We start from the raw sequence: 13,523 nt of genomic DNA on the forward strand, positions 1-13,523 counted from the left end.
AGCCGCTTAGACTGCTTCGTAAAAAGTGCGGCTGATTACTTCCCGCTGCTGGGCAGGCGTTAATTTGATAAAGTTTACGGCATATCCCGAGACACGGATGGTGAGCTGCGGATAGTTCTCAGGATGCTGCATGGCATCCTCCAGTATGACGCGGTCCAGTACGTTAACATTGATGTGGTGACCGCTGTTTGCAGAATATCCGTCCAGTACGGCGGTCAGGTTATTGACCCGTGACTGGCAGCATTTACCCAGGGCCCCCGGTACAATGGAAAACGTATAGGAGATGCCGTCACGGCAGTCTTCATAGCTGAGTTGTGTTACTGAATTTACTGCCGCTAAGGCGCCACGCTGATCACGGCCGTGCATGGGATTGGCACCTGGGGCAAAGGCCTGACCGGCTTTGCGTCCATCCGGTGTCGAGCCGGTTTTCTTACCATACATAACATTCGAGGTAATGGTCAGTACTGACAGTGTATGTTCGGCATTACGGTAGGCCGGATGCTTTTTCAGCTTGGCCGAAAACTCTGCAGTCACTTCCTTGGCTATGAGATCTACGCGTTCGTCATCATTGCCGTAGCAGGGAGCTTCGCCAACAATTTCAAAATCTGTGGCAATCCCGCGTTCGTCACGCACCGGTTTTACCTTGGCATATTTAATGGCGCTTAAGGAATCGGCGACGACTGACAGCCCGGCAATACCAAAAGCCATCAGCCGGCCGACTTCGGTATTATGCAACGCCAATTGCGCTCTTTCGTAAGCATATTTGTCGTGCATATAATGAATGACATTCATGGTATTTACGTACAGTCCGGCCAGCCACTCCATAACGGCCGAGTAGTTGGCCCGCACAGTTTCATAATCCAGATATTCGCCGGCCGGCACCGGCATAACCGGTGCGACCTGCTTGCCGCTGACTTCATCCCGTCCGCCGTTGATGGCCATTAGCAATGCTTTGGCCAGATTGGCGCGGGCGCCGAAAAATTGCATCTGCTCGCCGATCCGCATAGCCGAAACGCAGCAGGCGATAGCATAATCATCGCCGTATTCGGGGCGCATGACATCGTCATTCTCATATTGAATGGCACTTGTATCGATAGACACCTGAGCACAATATTTCTTGAAGTTTTCCGGCAGCGACGTAGACCAGAGCACAGTCAGGTTCGGTTCAGGCGCCGGCCCAAGATTATAAAGAGTGTGCAGGATGCGGAACGAGGTCCGGGTAACCAGCGCTCTCCCATCCAGGCCCACACCGCCGATGGCTTCGGTTACCCATAGCGGGTCGCCGGCAAAAAGCTCATTATAGTCAGGCGTTCTGAGCTGACGCGCCAGTCTGAGCTTTACTACCAGCTGGTCAATAAGCTCCTGGGCCTGTTCTTCGTTAATCAATCCTCCGGTCAAATCGCGTTCCAGATAAATATCCAGGAACGTAGAAACCCGACCGAGAGACATCGCCGCACCGTTTTGTTCCTTAATGGCGGCAAGGTAACCGAAATACAGCCATTGTACAGCCTCAGTCGCCGTTTCGGCCGGGCGGGAAAGATCATAACCATAGGCCTTGCCCATGGCAATCATGTCTTTTAAGGCCCCGATCTGGCAGGCCACTTCTTCCCGCTGGCGGATGACATCCTCCAGCATGGGTTTTGTCGCCAGTTGCGCTAAATCCTGCTCTTTGGCTTCCATCAATTTATTAATACCATAGAGGGCAACCCGGCGATAGTCGCCAATAATCCGCCCGCGGCCATAGGCATCAGGCAAACCGGTAATAATGGCTGCGCCGCGCGCCAGTTTCATTTCCTCGGTATAAGTCATAAATACACCGGCGTTATGGGTTGTGGCATGGTTGTGGTAGATATCACTAATGTTTTCGGCCAGCTTGTAGCCATAGGCCTCGCACGCCTGCTCCGCCATACGGATGCCGCCGTTAACAATAACACCGCGCTTAAGCGGGCCATCGGTCTGAAAGCCAACGATTACTTCCAAATCTTTATCTATGAAACCTGCGCCGTGGGAGGTGATTGTCGAAACCTTGGCTGGGTCAACATCGAGTACACCGTTATTCTCGCGTTCCAGCTTTAATAGTTGGCTGCACTTCTCCCAAAGCTTGGCGGTTCTGGCAGTAGGCCCGGCTAAAAACTGGCTGTCGCCTGTGTAAGGAACATAGTTCTGTTGGATAAACTCGCGGACGTTAGTGCTTTCCTGCCAGGCTTTTCCTTTAAAATCTTCCCATGCTTTCATCTGAGATCCCCCTCTTTAAATATTCAAACAATTACAATATAAAACCGCCTCGGCTTGAATGCCCAGGCGGTCGGCCTTCACCGTGTACAAACCGTTTATCACTCACTTGCTCCGCCCGGCCTGCATTCGGCAACCATTAAATTATTGAGACAAAAAATTGCCATATTCGTCATAAATCGACTTATTTCGCTTGTATACATTATGCATCATTATGGCAATGATTGTCCAGTAGCTTGGAAAAAGTAAATATTTTCGCAAATATTACGCAAATCACAACATACGCACACTATGGCCAGTTGTTAAACGCCTCCGGGCCCTATTGAGCAAGAAAGCTACACCATTTCGCCAGGATTAGAAGGACCTGGCCTGAACCAGCCTTTAGGGCGTGGCAGAAGCTTTATATTTTCTTATCATATGAACCTGCTGTGAAATTTGGGTTTAGAAATTTTGCCGGGGGTGGGTAAATAAGCCATAACCTGCGTTATCCCAGGCTATGGCTTATCAAAGTATTGAATAAGGTTCTGAATCTTTAGCTTTGTTAATTGCCCATTAGGCAGACCGTGCTATTATTCAACATTATTATAGGGGTCCCAGTTGGTTATGCGGCTAAGCTTAGTCTCAGCCGTCTTTATGTCGGCCAGCAGCTGCTCCTTATCCTTGGGTAAGGTGGCGGCAAAGGCAATATGATTGGATGCATGGGTGCTTCGAAAAAGACAGTGATTTGTCGCCGGCAGGTCGATAGCGTGAATCATTGCATATAGTTCGTGCATAATCCCGGCTGGCGGCAGCGGCACAAAACTGCCGCGCTCAAACTCTGCCAATAACTCGCTGCCTCGGTACAGCATCAGCGTCAAAGCGCCAAGCATATGAGGTTTGATAGCATTTATCGCCAGGGCGGTATTCTGTGCGTGGCGCTCACTGTTTGCAGTACCGCCCAGCCCCAGGATAACCATAACCGACAGTTTGATACCGGCGGCAACAATGCGTTGTCCGGCGGCAACAGCCTCGGCAGCCGATACGCCTTTATTGATATTTTTTAATACCAGATCATCCCCGGACTCCAAGCCAAAGTAAACCAGTTTCAGGCCGGCTTCCCGCAAAGCCGCCAGTTCTTCCGGGGTTTTTCGCAGAATATCTTTGGGACCGGCGTAACAGGAGACTCTCTGCAGGCGGGGAAAACTACCGGCAAGTTCCCTGAGTATGGCTAACAGCTTATCTGTGGCCAGAACCAGGGCGTTGCCATCGGCCAGAAATATCCGGCGAATATGCTGAGCATACGGCCTGGCAGCCGCAATCTGGTCCATAATTTCATGCATTGGCCTGGCGCGAAAAGCTACGGAACGGTACATATTACAAAAGGTGCAGGCATTGTGTGAACAGCCGATCGTCACCCGCAGGATGAAGCTGGCAGCCTCACTGGGCGGACGAAATACCGGCCCTTCGGCATGATCAAAATACAAAATCATCGCTCCTTACTGACATAAATCCAAGTTCACTGTAACAGAATCAAAAAAAATTGTCAAAGCGCGTAGTCTCTGACAATTTCCCCAGTACCTTGACCGGGTTGAAAATTCAGGTTAGGTTACAGAGATTTTTTCTAGCATTACCTGTCGGTGTATTGTCTGGCTTTGGCAGCTGCCGCTGCCAGAAAGGTTGACCGGATAGGCTTGGTAGCCATAAGCGCTTTAACCGGCGCCGACCTTTCGAGAATAGAAGCCACGCGGCCCAATGCCCGGTGACTCAGCCGGGAAGGGTCGTCAAACAAAAAGTTACTCAGTTTTCCCCGTTCAATTGCCATGGATACCATGCGGTCAAACGTTGTCTCCGGCACCATGACCTGCTGCGCCCGTTTGACCATACGGATACCGCCCCGCTTACAGGCTAAGCGGCATACGCCGCACCCCAGGCACAGTTCTTGTTCACATACTGCTTGCAACCTGTTGGGGGAATCACTCGCCGCCAGGGTGATGGCTTCGACAGGACAGGCCTTAACGCACAGGCCGCAGCCGTTACAGCGCTGCGTATCAATATGCGCCAGCCAACTGGAGGTTATAACGGCGGTTTGTATGGAAAACGTCCGGATAGCCTGAAGCATACCGCAGCAACAGCTGCAGCAGTTGCACATAAACCCCACGGAATTCTGCACATTATCGGCAATTTGCATCAGGCCGGCTTGTTTGCAGTCTGCTAAAATCCGCAAAGCCTCACCTGCACCGACCGGTTCCGCCATCCCCTTGCTTATCAGCATTTGCGCGCCGTGGCCAAAGGTTAGACAGGATCTGAGCGGCGCGGCACAGGCTTTATTCAGGTGAGTGGCTTTGTGGCGGCAGGCGCAGAGCGACAAACCGATGGCCGGTGCCGCAGTAATGATGTGTGTCGCCTTTTCCCAGTCCAGCACTTCGGAATAGTCGCCGTCCGGCAAAGACTCTTCACGTACCAAGGCACGGCCAAGCTGGGTGCTCTCCCGGAAAACATCGCGGGCAAACCGGTCATCTTTAAGCATATATTCCTCAAACAGCTTGGCCAGGGCCGCCATATCCAAATCCTCACGCGCCCGCATGAAGACAAATTCAAAGAAGCCGATAACAACAGGCGCCAGCACCACATAGTCCGTTCCTTTGTGCTGCCAGTCAAATACCAGTCCTTTTATCGCCATAGTATGAATATGTTCTTGTAGTTCGGCTTTGTCGATGCCGGTCTTGCCGGCCAGTTTGGCAACAGGTACCGGGCGCAGCGAAATTTGCCTGGCAATAGCCGCTTCCGCCGGCGCAAACAGCAATTTCAGGATTTGCATAAAAACCGGCGAATACGGAGCGCCGGTAATATTCTTGTCAAGCCGCTGCTGCAGCAAACGGTATTCCCGTTCAGTGTTAACGATGTGCCCCAAAATCTCTCCTCCTGCCAACTACTCTCCGGTAAACCCTGCCGGCCCAGCCACAAAAAATAGCCAGGCTGTAAAAACCGTCATTAGGGCTTTGGCCATTACAGCATAAAGTAGATTTACCTTCAGGTGGGGATTTAACCCCATCTGAAGGTTAGTAGCCGGATAAGCAGCATAAATTGCAACGTCCTGATCCGTTCTTAATATCAATATTATACCAGAAAATTACCAGTTAATGTACTCGGCTACCTCGGCTTCCGGATTTAGGGCAACATCTTTTAAAACCCACTCTCTGAAAACCTGATAGCCGGTTCTGTCTACAATATAGCCGACATGTTCCTTACCGCCTGGGGCCTCCCTGTCGATATATTGTTCAATATAAGCATACGTATTTTTAAGTATACCGGTGATACTGGCTTCATCCACCCAGCGGATAAACGGCTGGGCAAGGCGCGGATTTTTTTTGCCGGTCCGGCCCATAATGACCAGCTGGTACAGCTTCACACCGCTGCGGGTCCAGGCGCCGGTGGGGCATTTAAGCACACATTCCCCGCAGCCAATACATTTGTCGGCAGCACGCTCTACTTTGAAGTTTTCGATCTTCAGCGCACCGGCCGAGCGTTTTTTACAGTTGGTAACACAGGCCTGACAGCCCACACACCGGTAGGCATCATACTGAGGTTCATTCATGCCGATAATACCAAAATCGTGCATACGGGATTTTATACAGTCATTGGGGCAGCCGGTCAGCGCGATTTTGACATGATAGTCATTGGGGAAGATTACCTGTTCAATGCGCTCAGCCAGGGCGCTGGTGTCATAATTGCCAAAAGGACATACCCGGCTGCCGATGCAGGCCGATACGTTGCGCGTGCCGGCAGCCGGATAGCCGCCGCCCGGACTCACCTGACTGATATTAAGTCCTTCGATAACAGGCTGCAGCATAGCATTGATCTCCGGTACCTTGTCTATAGGAATGCCGGGAATCTCAAAGCCCTGCCTTGTCGTCAGGTGTACTGTGCCGTTGCCGTGCAGTTCGGCAATCTGCCTGATAACATCCAAATACTTAGCATCCAGATGCCCGCCCGGCACCCGGATGCGGACTGCTGTTTTATAACGTTCTTTGGTCACCCGGAAAGCATTCTTTTTCAAATACTTAGTGTTAATATCCATGCTCATTGTGCGTCCCCCCTTAGTCCAGCAGTGTCTTGGCCCTGGCGTAATTAAACACCGGGCCTTCCAGGCAGATATAGGTATCATCCATTTTGCAATGGCCGCATTTGCCGATGCCGCAGCACATCTTCCGCTCGTAGGAGACCCATATTTTGTCTTCAGCCGCGCCCTGCCGTAAAAATTCGGCCACAGTAAACTTCATCATCAGCGGCGGCCCCACCACAATGATTTGCGCCTGAGTAAGATCGCTGACCTTCAGCCCGGCCACATAAGTTGTGACCAGACCGGTATTGCCTTGATAGTCTTGATCTTCACTATTATCAACTGTCAGGACTACCTGAATGGTTTGTTGCCAGCTTTTCAGGTCAGCTCTAAAAAGAATATCCCGGGGCGATTTAAAGCCGGCAAGCAGGGTAAAGCTCCTGGCGTCGCAGGGATTGGCCGCATAATAATCAACAATGCCTTTGACAGGCGCCAGGCCGGTGCCGCCGGCAGCAACTACAATCTCCTGTCCTTTGAATGCAGCCACATCAAAACCGTTCCCGTAAGGGCCGCGCAGGAATAAGGCATCGCCCGGGCGCATTTCATGAATGGTATTTGTCACTACTCCCACCCGTCGGATAGTTAAGCCGATATAGTTCTCACCGACATCACTTACCGAAATCGGCGCCTCACCGAATTTTGGAAGAGAAACTTCGAAAAACTGTCCTGGTTTGACCGGCCCGGAATATTCCAGGAAAAACGTGTAGTCAATGTCGGTATGGGGCAGAATTTTAAGAATCCGGGATTTGAACGGCGTATAGGCATTGCTCATGCTTTTTCCTCCTTTACCTGTCCCGCCAGCCTGTTAATGCAGTTGGCAAACGAAATATATTCCGGGCAGATGTCATCGCAACGGCCGCAACCGACACACATGGGATACCCGAAACGCCGTTTATAGTCGCCGACCTTGTGCATAACGCGAAACCGCATCCGGTCGCCTTTGCCTTGACGAAACCCGTGGCCGCCGGCCATGTCCGTATAGCCGTCCACCATGCAGGAAGCCCAAACCCGCCGCCGTTCACCGGCCTTGTCATTGTCTTTATAAAAAATATCCTGCATGGAAAAACAGCTGCAGGTTGGACAGACGAAGCTGCAGCGGCCGCATCCCAGACAGCGTGCCGAATATTCCTGCCATAACGGGGCGGCAGCCACCTCAGCCAGCCGCAATTCTGCCGGTATTGCCACCTGGACGTTGTTTTCCTGGACAAACTGCGGTTCAGTCTCTATTTCCTGTTCCTTTGCCATAAGAAACTCCGGATTGCGTATGCCGACCGTCACATGCTGCCCGTCGAGACGCACAAACAAATCATACTCGCCGGTTGTATTTGTCGCCATACTTACACAAAAACAGTTGGCAAATCCGGTTGGACATTCCAGCAGGGCAAACCGTACTTTGTCACGGAAAACCTTGTAATAAGGGTCCTCACAGCCGTTTCTGAGATAAATATCATCAAGCCGCCTAATAGCGTGAATATCACAGCTCCGGACAAACAGCAGGATTTTTTTGTCGCTTACCTGAGGTTCGGTCCAGTTGTCTTCCGTAAAGTAGAACAGCGTCTGCGTAATCGGCAATACCACCTCTTTGGCCGAATAATCGGCTTTCCGGGCGAAAGCAATCTCCTCCACGCCGGTAATCTCTTTGTATCTGACCGAGTCAGTGTTGGTAAAACTGCCTTTTCCGGCAAGTACAACCGGAGCATAAATTTTATAATCCTGCCGCCAATCCCGGAGATACTGGTTAAAGCGCTCTTGGGTCATGAAATATGCCATTTTTCTGTCTTCTCCCCTTCCTTTTAGTCCTTTATCTTTATAGTAAACATAGCCAAAGAGGCAGTCTGTGATTTTCATCACAGCCTGCCTCTCTTTTTTACATTATTTAACTGAATTGGAATTAGCCCCGCCATCATGTAGCCAACAGCTGTTTCAACCGCAAATAATCTTCCCATGTATCCGCATCATAAAAGGGGGACGGATCAGGCCAGTCCAGTTCTTTAACCCACTCCGGCCAGGATTTAATAATCTGGCGTCCGCCGGTATCTCCTTTTAGTCCTGCAAAATGGGAACGCCAGTGGCTGCCAAACAATACCGGGCTATAACGCCGTCCCTGGTAACCGGGAACAATGATAGCCTTGTCATTGTCCGCCTGTTCAAATTGGCTTACTATCGCTTCAATAAGCACCTTTGACACCAGTGGCTGGTCCCCCGGAAAGAATAGTATGCCATCTAACGGTTCCGGCAATGTTTCAACGGCAAGTTTGACGGAAGAAGCCTGACCGGTTTCCCTTGCGGCGTTAAAGACGGCAGGGATTTGATAGTTTCGGCATAAACGGGACAGTTCAGCCTGAGGCTGGCCGATAACGGCAAGACATGCTGCCCACGGCATTTCCTGGACGGTTTTGAGCACATGGGCCAGGAGCGGAACTCCTGCCAGCGGCAGCAGCAGTTTTTGTCTGCCCATGCGGCGGGCTGAACCTGCTGCCAGAATCACTGCGCCTACCTTTGCTTTCATAGCTTATACACCGCCGCCGGCTGCATGGAGTCACCATAGCCTGCGCTGACAACAACGCGTTCAATGTTAGTCCCGGCCAACAGGCAATAGGCGGCAATCTGGGAAGCAGCCACCCCGTAATCCCCTTGGCCGCCGCCGCTTAGCAGCAACACTTTTCTGCCGCACGCATGCTGAAAAATGCCGTTTGGGTGCACAGCCAGCCTGGCTATATCCAGCCAACTAACAATCTCTCCCTGGCGTTTATGAATTATGTTTGTTACTAAATCCAAGCGGTGCGCATTATCCGGGGATAAAGCCCGGCCGATCACGCCCAAATTTAAGACCCCGGCCGTAATGATTGTACTTGTTGGCACGACCGGTTCATGCGCCGCCGGCGCCTTTAGCAGTGCGCGGCGGGCGCCGTCGGCCTCAACCAAAATATAGGCGGACGGCAGGCTGCTTGCCAGCCTGTCAATCCACGCGCCAGGCAGTCCGCAGGCTTTCTCGCCCTCTAAGCCGGTCAGCCAGGCCGCTGTTTTTCTCTGTTTGAGGCTTGCAGCAACCTTCACGGAACCGGCAGCGTAGTCGTCTGACAAGGTCAGCGCATAGCCGGCGACCTGACTGTAAAACATGCGGGTGGTTGTCGTAACCAGGGCCGTGACCCCACGCCGGCCGGCAGAGACTGCCAGCGATTGCACCAGTGATGTCTTGCCGCCTGCGCCGACGCAGGCAATCACACCGGGCTCGCTTATTCCAAGTGCTTCCCACAGCATATTGTTACACCACCTGAATAAACACTTCCATATTACCGCCGCAGGCCATGCCTTCGTTAGCAGCCGCTGCGGCAGACATCGAAAGCCTGCAAGTAAATGATTCATTATCATCCAAGGCCGTCAGCGCCTGCAGCCTGGCCTCGGCCTCGGCGCAGCCACCGCCAATGGTGCCAAGAACACGGCCATCCGGATAAACCAGCATACTGGCGCCGGCTTTCCGCGGCGTGGACCCCTGTGTGGCAATAATGCTGACAAGGACGGTTTTTATCCCTGTCTGCCGGGCCTCATTAATGGCGTAAACCAAAGTATCCACCATGGTTTTATTTACACCTCCATTTGTCTGATAACGGCCGGCAATTGGCTCCCCGGTCAACGGCCACAATCTCGGCCGCAATACTCAGGGCGATCTCCTCCGGTGTCTGCGCGCCAATATCAAGGCCGATCGGAGCGCGCAGCCGGTCCAGCGATTCCCGGGCAAAGCCTTCCTCCAGCAAAGAATTAATGACTCCCCGCACCCTTCCCTGACTGCCAATCATGCCGACATAAGCCGCCGGCTGAGTAATAACAGCCCGCAGGCACTCCACATCAGAACGATGCCCCCGCGTAACAACGATAATGGCGCCAAAGCTGGCTAAATTAAGTTCTTCCAGAGCCCGGTCAAAATTTTGGCAGACAACTGCCTGAGCCTGGGGAAATCTGACTGTATTCGCAAAATCCGGCCTGTCATCCACTACAGTGACAGTGTAGCCAATCATGGCCAGCAGCAGGGTGAGCGGCTGGCTGATGTGACCGGCCCCTAATACCAAAGCAGACTGCCGCCGGGATAGCTTATCCCAAAACAGACGATATGTACCGCCGGCAAAGTCCCTGGTAATAGCCGCCGGTTTCTTCCAGGCCATGCCTGCTAAACTATTAACAATATCAGCGGTAAAGCTGGCGTTTACAATTTCTCCCCAGGACTGACCGTCGGCTACCAGCACCATTTGCCCGACAAATTCAGCCTGCTCCGGCGGCGCGCCGACAAGAGTAACAATATCAGCAGCCCGTGCTTCTTCCGCCAGCTTTTGCAGTTGCGCAAAGACATCCACACTCATGGCTTTACCCCCAGATGCAGCAAAGCTTCCAGCACCCCGCCCCCAATAGCGCGGGCCTTATCCGAAATGGTATAGCAGTGTTCCCGGCGGCAGCGCGGATCAACGTCACCGATTTTCAAGCCTTGCGTTACAGACAGGCCGCTTTGAATCACTCCCCGCAGCACGCCGGCAATAGCAACATATACCGGACAAGCCCCGACATAGCCGACAATCTCGCCGGCTTCCACAGTATCTCCGATTTCCCGGCAGGCAGTGAACTCGCCGTCAGCCGGCGCTTTTATCAGCCGTTCCAGGGTATAACCGCCGACTGGTCCGGGAATACCGGTATTGGGAGCTGCCGTTCCCTGGTATATTACCCGTCCCAAATCATGACCGCGCATAGTTTCAATGACGGCATGCACGTCGACTGCTGCGGTAAAGCCCGGCCCGATACCAATAACAACGTTAGCGTCAGCCAATGTGGTGCCGGTATTACGTTTGGCAATTATGGCATCCACTACAGCCTGCGGTTTAAGTAATGCAGCGCATTGGCCGCCGGCATCAATAACGACGGGAATACAGCCGTCGGCCAAAGTGCACTCTATGCCGGCCGCAGTTACCCGCCGGGCAGTCACGCCTTCAACAACCGCCTGGTCTTCCACCACTGCCTGGGCAAAAGCAACCGTTCGTCTGACAACTGTAGGTCTGGGCAACTCGGTTATTACAATTTTAAAATGGCTTGCATGCAGGCGGTGGGCAATACCTGTGGCAAGATCGCCACCGCCTTTAATCAGGATTATATTGCTCATAGTCACCTTTCAAAAATTACAAATTCGTAGTTTATCAGATTGATAAAAACCTATCATTTTGATAAAGCAGACTCAGCTTTAGATGGGGTTTTAACCCATCTTCAGGCTAGTCGCCGGATAAACCCTGCTCTCACCTTTTATTGCTCCCAAGTCTCTCTATAAATTGCATTAAAGTTTGGCACCCGCCTGCGCCGGCAAATTCTTTACTGCCGGATATATAGCTTTTCATTGCCTGCTGACATGCAATCGCCTTAATACTATCGTATTGATAATAAGGCAAAATAAACTTGTTTTACCAATAATTTATGCAAGTATCATGCCATTTGGCAAAATCTGCGCCGTCACCTGTACAATTCTCAGAGAAACCGGAAAGTACCAAGGGCTTTCGCCGGACTCTCCGCCTGATTAAAAACCCTTGCATACCCTGATATATAAAGATGCATTTCATTTTTGAAATGCATCTTTATATATTGCCCTATCTAAAGCTGCTACACAACTCCTGGCACGTTTTAGTTTTGCGACGCAGCTTTCAGAATTGCAATTGTGTATTATTCATACTCCATGGCGGTTTGCTTTACCAACCTGTTTTTCACTCTACGCAGCGGGTTTAAACGGGATGCCGTTTAGGCAAAAGATACTAAAGGCGGCAATCACATTTGTGACTGTCGCCTTTAGTTTTTCGCTATTTAGCCAATGTATTCCTGCTTGCCGATGGCCGCCTCAGCCGGCTTATCGGTGCCGTTTAAGATGGCGTTGAGAATAATGGCCGTCACACTGCCGGCAGTAATGCCGCTGTGAAGTATAACCTGGGCCCAGTTGGGGAAATTGTGATAAAAATTAGGTACAGCCAGGGTAATCATACCTATGCCCATACTAATGGCTACAACCATGATATTGTGAGTGCCGTCAAACTGAACCTTGGATAATGTTTTGATACCGCTGGCGGCTACCATGCCAAACATGGCAATACCGGCGCCCCCCAGCACGGGGTTGGGGATAGCGGCAATAACAGCAGCTACTTTCGGGAACAAACCAAGGATGACCAGAATTGCACCGGCGGCAGCTACCACAAACCGGCTTTTTACCCGGGTTAAACCGACCAAACCAACATTCTGGGCAAAAGCGGTATAGGGGAAGCTGTTCAAAATGCCGCCCAGGATGGTTGAGAAGCCATCGGCGCGCAACCCGCGGGTCAAATCCTCCTTGGTCACGGGCTTTTCAATAATCTCACCAACGGCAATGCAATCACCGGTGGTTTCGGTCATAACAACCAGCATTACCAGGATCATGGCCACAATGGATGCCAAGTCAAACGTCGGCAAGCCAAAGGCGAAGGGAGTGGTAACGCCTATCCAGGCAGCTGTTGATACCTGCGAAAAGTTAACCATGCCAAGCATTGCGGCGATCGCCGTTCCACAGATCAGGCCCAGTAAAACAGCAATATTGCTTAAGAAACCCTTAAAATACCGGTAGAAGAATAGTACGAGCACCAAGGTGACAAGGGCCATACAAATATAGGGGAAGGCCGCAAAGTCTTTGGCTGCCGGGTTGCCGCCGGCCGCCCAGCGTACTGCTACCGGCATCAGGGTAACACCGATAATGGTTATGATGGTACCGGTTACTACCGGCGGGAAGAAACGGATAAGACGGCTAAAATAAGGACTCATAAGATATGTTACAAGACCGGCCACCATGATGGAACCATAAATACCCGTTAAACCATGGGTTTTGCCAATAATAATCATCGGCGTTACAGCAGCAAACGTTACACCCTGGATGATAGGAATGCGAATCCCCATGTTCCAGAAGCCAAGCGTCTGAATCAGAGTGGCAATACCACAGGTAAATAAATCAGCGTTAATCAGATAAATGAGTTGTTCTTTGCTTAGTCCCAAAGCATTGGCAATAATGAGCGGTACAGCCACAGCCCCGGCATACATTGCCAAAACATGCTGCAGGCCGTAAGTAAACAGTTGCCCGAAAGGCAGCATCTCGTCCACGGGATGCTTTAATTGTTTGTCTTGCACAAAGTTTCCTCCTTATAATAGT

The 13,523-nt window shown here is 51.6% G+C and carries 12 protein-coding genes; all 12 read right to left on the reverse strand.

Features of this window, described 5'->3' with window-relative positions:
• Positions 1-6: 6 nt before the first annotated feature.
• Positions 7-2,235, reverse strand: a complete 2,229-nt coding sequence (gene pflB, locus SATMO3_RS23815) for a formate C-acetyltransferase (RefSeq protein WP_371372338.1) — start codon at positions 2,233-2,235, stop codon at positions 7-9.
• Positions 2,236-2,801: 566 nt separating this feature from the next.
• Positions 2,802-3,701: a radical SAM protein gene (locus tag SATMO3_RS23820; protein WP_371372340.1), complete on the reverse strand. Its 900-nt coding sequence runs from the start codon at positions 3,699-3,701 to the stop codon at positions 2,802-2,804.
• A 137-nt stretch (positions 3,702-3,838) separates the two neighbouring features.
• Positions 3,839-5,122, reverse strand: coding sequence for an ATP-binding protein (locus tag SATMO3_RS23825; protein ID WP_371372342.1), 1,284 nt, complete (start codon positions 5,120-5,122; stop codon positions 3,839-3,841).
• 219 nt (positions 5,123-5,341) lie between these two features.
• Complete coding sequence (gene asrC, locus SATMO3_RS23830) at positions 5,342-6,295, reverse strand: sulfite reductase subunit C (protein WP_371372344.1); 954 nt, start codon at positions 6,293-6,295, stop codon at positions 5,342-5,344.
• A gap of 13 nt (positions 6,296-6,308) precedes the next feature.
• The gene (asrB, locus tag SATMO3_RS23835) at positions 6,309-7,103 is read right to left on the reverse strand and encodes an anaerobic sulfite reductase subunit AsrB (protein ID WP_371372346.1); all 795 of its coding nucleotides are present in this window, start codon (positions 7,101-7,103) and stop codon (positions 6,309-6,311) included.
• Positions 7,100-8,179 carry an anaerobic sulfite reductase subunit AsrA gene (gene asrA / locus SATMO3_RS23840; RefSeq protein ID WP_371381782.1) on the reverse strand — a complete coding sequence of 360 codons (1,080 nt, stop codon included), beginning with the start codon at positions 8,177-8,179 and terminating at the stop codon, positions 7,100-7,102. The genes asrB and asrA overlap by 4 nt, the downstream gene beginning before the upstream one ends.
• A 55-nt stretch (positions 8,180-8,234) precedes the next feature.
• Positions 8,235-8,840: an NTP transferase domain-containing protein gene (locus tag SATMO3_RS23845; protein WP_371372348.1), complete on the reverse strand. Its 606-nt coding sequence runs from the start codon at positions 8,838-8,840 to the stop codon at positions 8,235-8,237.
• Positions 8,837-9,592, reverse strand: coding sequence for a selenium cofactor biosynthesis protein YqeC (gene yqeC, locus SATMO3_RS23850; protein WP_371372350.1), 756 nt, complete (start codon positions 9,590-9,592; stop codon positions 8,837-8,839). Before yqeC ends, SATMO3_RS23845 begins: the two co-directional genes overlap by 4 nt.
• A gap of 4 nt (positions 9,593-9,596) precedes the next feature.
• Positions 9,597-9,908, reverse strand: coding sequence for an XdhC family protein (locus SATMO3_RS23855; protein WP_371372352.1), 312 nt, complete (start codon positions 9,906-9,908; stop codon positions 9,597-9,599).
• A gap of 4 nt (positions 9,909-9,912) precedes the next feature.
• A complete protein-coding gene (locus tag SATMO3_RS23860; protein ID WP_371372354.1) occupies positions 9,913-10,686 on the reverse strand; it encodes an XdhC family protein in 774 nt (257 codons plus the stop codon).
• Positions 10,683-11,474 carry a selenium-dependent molybdenum cofactor biosynthesis protein YqeB gene (gene yqeB / locus SATMO3_RS23865; protein ID WP_371372356.1) on the reverse strand — a complete coding sequence of 264 codons (792 nt, stop codon included), beginning with the start codon at positions 11,472-11,474 and terminating at the stop codon, positions 10,683-10,685. The genes SATMO3_RS23860 and yqeB overlap by 4 nt, the downstream gene beginning before the upstream one ends.
• 686 nt (positions 11,475-12,160) lie before the next feature.
• Complete coding sequence (locus SATMO3_RS23870) at positions 12,161-13,465, reverse strand: nucleobase:cation symporter-2 family protein (RefSeq protein WP_371381783.1); 1,305 nt, start codon at positions 13,463-13,465, stop codon at positions 12,161-12,163.
• Positions 13,466-13,523 lie beyond the last annotated feature (58 nt).

Source organism: Sporomusa aerivorans (assembly GCF_041428895.1).
In the GTDB taxonomy this organism is placed as follows: domain Bacteria; phylum Bacillota; class Negativicutes; order Sporomusales; family Sporomusaceae; genus Sporomusa; species Sporomusa aerivorans.

Excerpts from the sequence above, each read along its gene's own strand:
- pflB (WP_371372338.1), bottom strand. The coding sequence starts at position 2,235 with ATGAAAGCATGGGAAGATTTTAAAGGAAAAGCCTGGCAGGAAAGCACT.
- SATMO3_RS23820 (WP_371372340.1), bottom strand. The coding sequence starts at position 3,701 with ATGATTTTGTATTTTGATCATGCCGAAGGGCCGGTATTTCGTCCGCCC.
- asrC (WP_371372344.1), bottom strand. The coding sequence starts at position 6,295 with ATGAGCATGGATATTAACACTAAGTATTTGAAAAAGAATGCTTTCCGG.
- asrB (WP_371372346.1), bottom strand. The coding sequence starts at position 7,103 with ATGAGCAATGCCTATACGCCGTTCAAATCCCGGATTCTTAAAATTCTG.
- asrA (WP_371381782.1), bottom strand. The coding sequence starts at position 8,179 with ATGAAAATCACAGACTGCCTCTTTGGCTATGTTTACTATAAAGATAAA.
- SATMO3_RS23845 (WP_371372348.1), bottom strand. The coding sequence starts at position 8,840 with ATGAAAGCAAAGGTAGGCGCAGTGATTCTGGCAGCAGGTTCAGCCCGC.
- yqeC (WP_371372350.1), bottom strand. The coding sequence starts at position 9,592 with ATGCTGTGGGAAGCACTTGGAATAAGCGAGCCCGGTGTGATTGCCTGC.
- SATMO3_RS23855 (WP_371372352.1), bottom strand. The coding sequence starts at position 9,908 with ATGGTGGATACTTTGGTTTACGCCATTAATGAGGCCCGGCAGACAGGG.
- SATMO3_RS23860 (WP_371372354.1), bottom strand. The coding sequence starts at position 10,686 with ATGAGTGTGGATGTCTTTGCGCAACTGCAAAAGCTGGCGGAAGAAGCA.
- yqeB (WP_371372356.1), bottom strand. The coding sequence starts at position 11,474 with ATGAGCAATATAATCCTGATTAAAGGCGGTGGCGATCTTGCCACAGGT.
- SATMO3_RS23870 (WP_371381783.1), bottom strand. The coding sequence starts at position 13,465 with ATGCTGCCTTTCGGGCAACTGTTTACTTACGGCCTGCAGCATGTTTTG.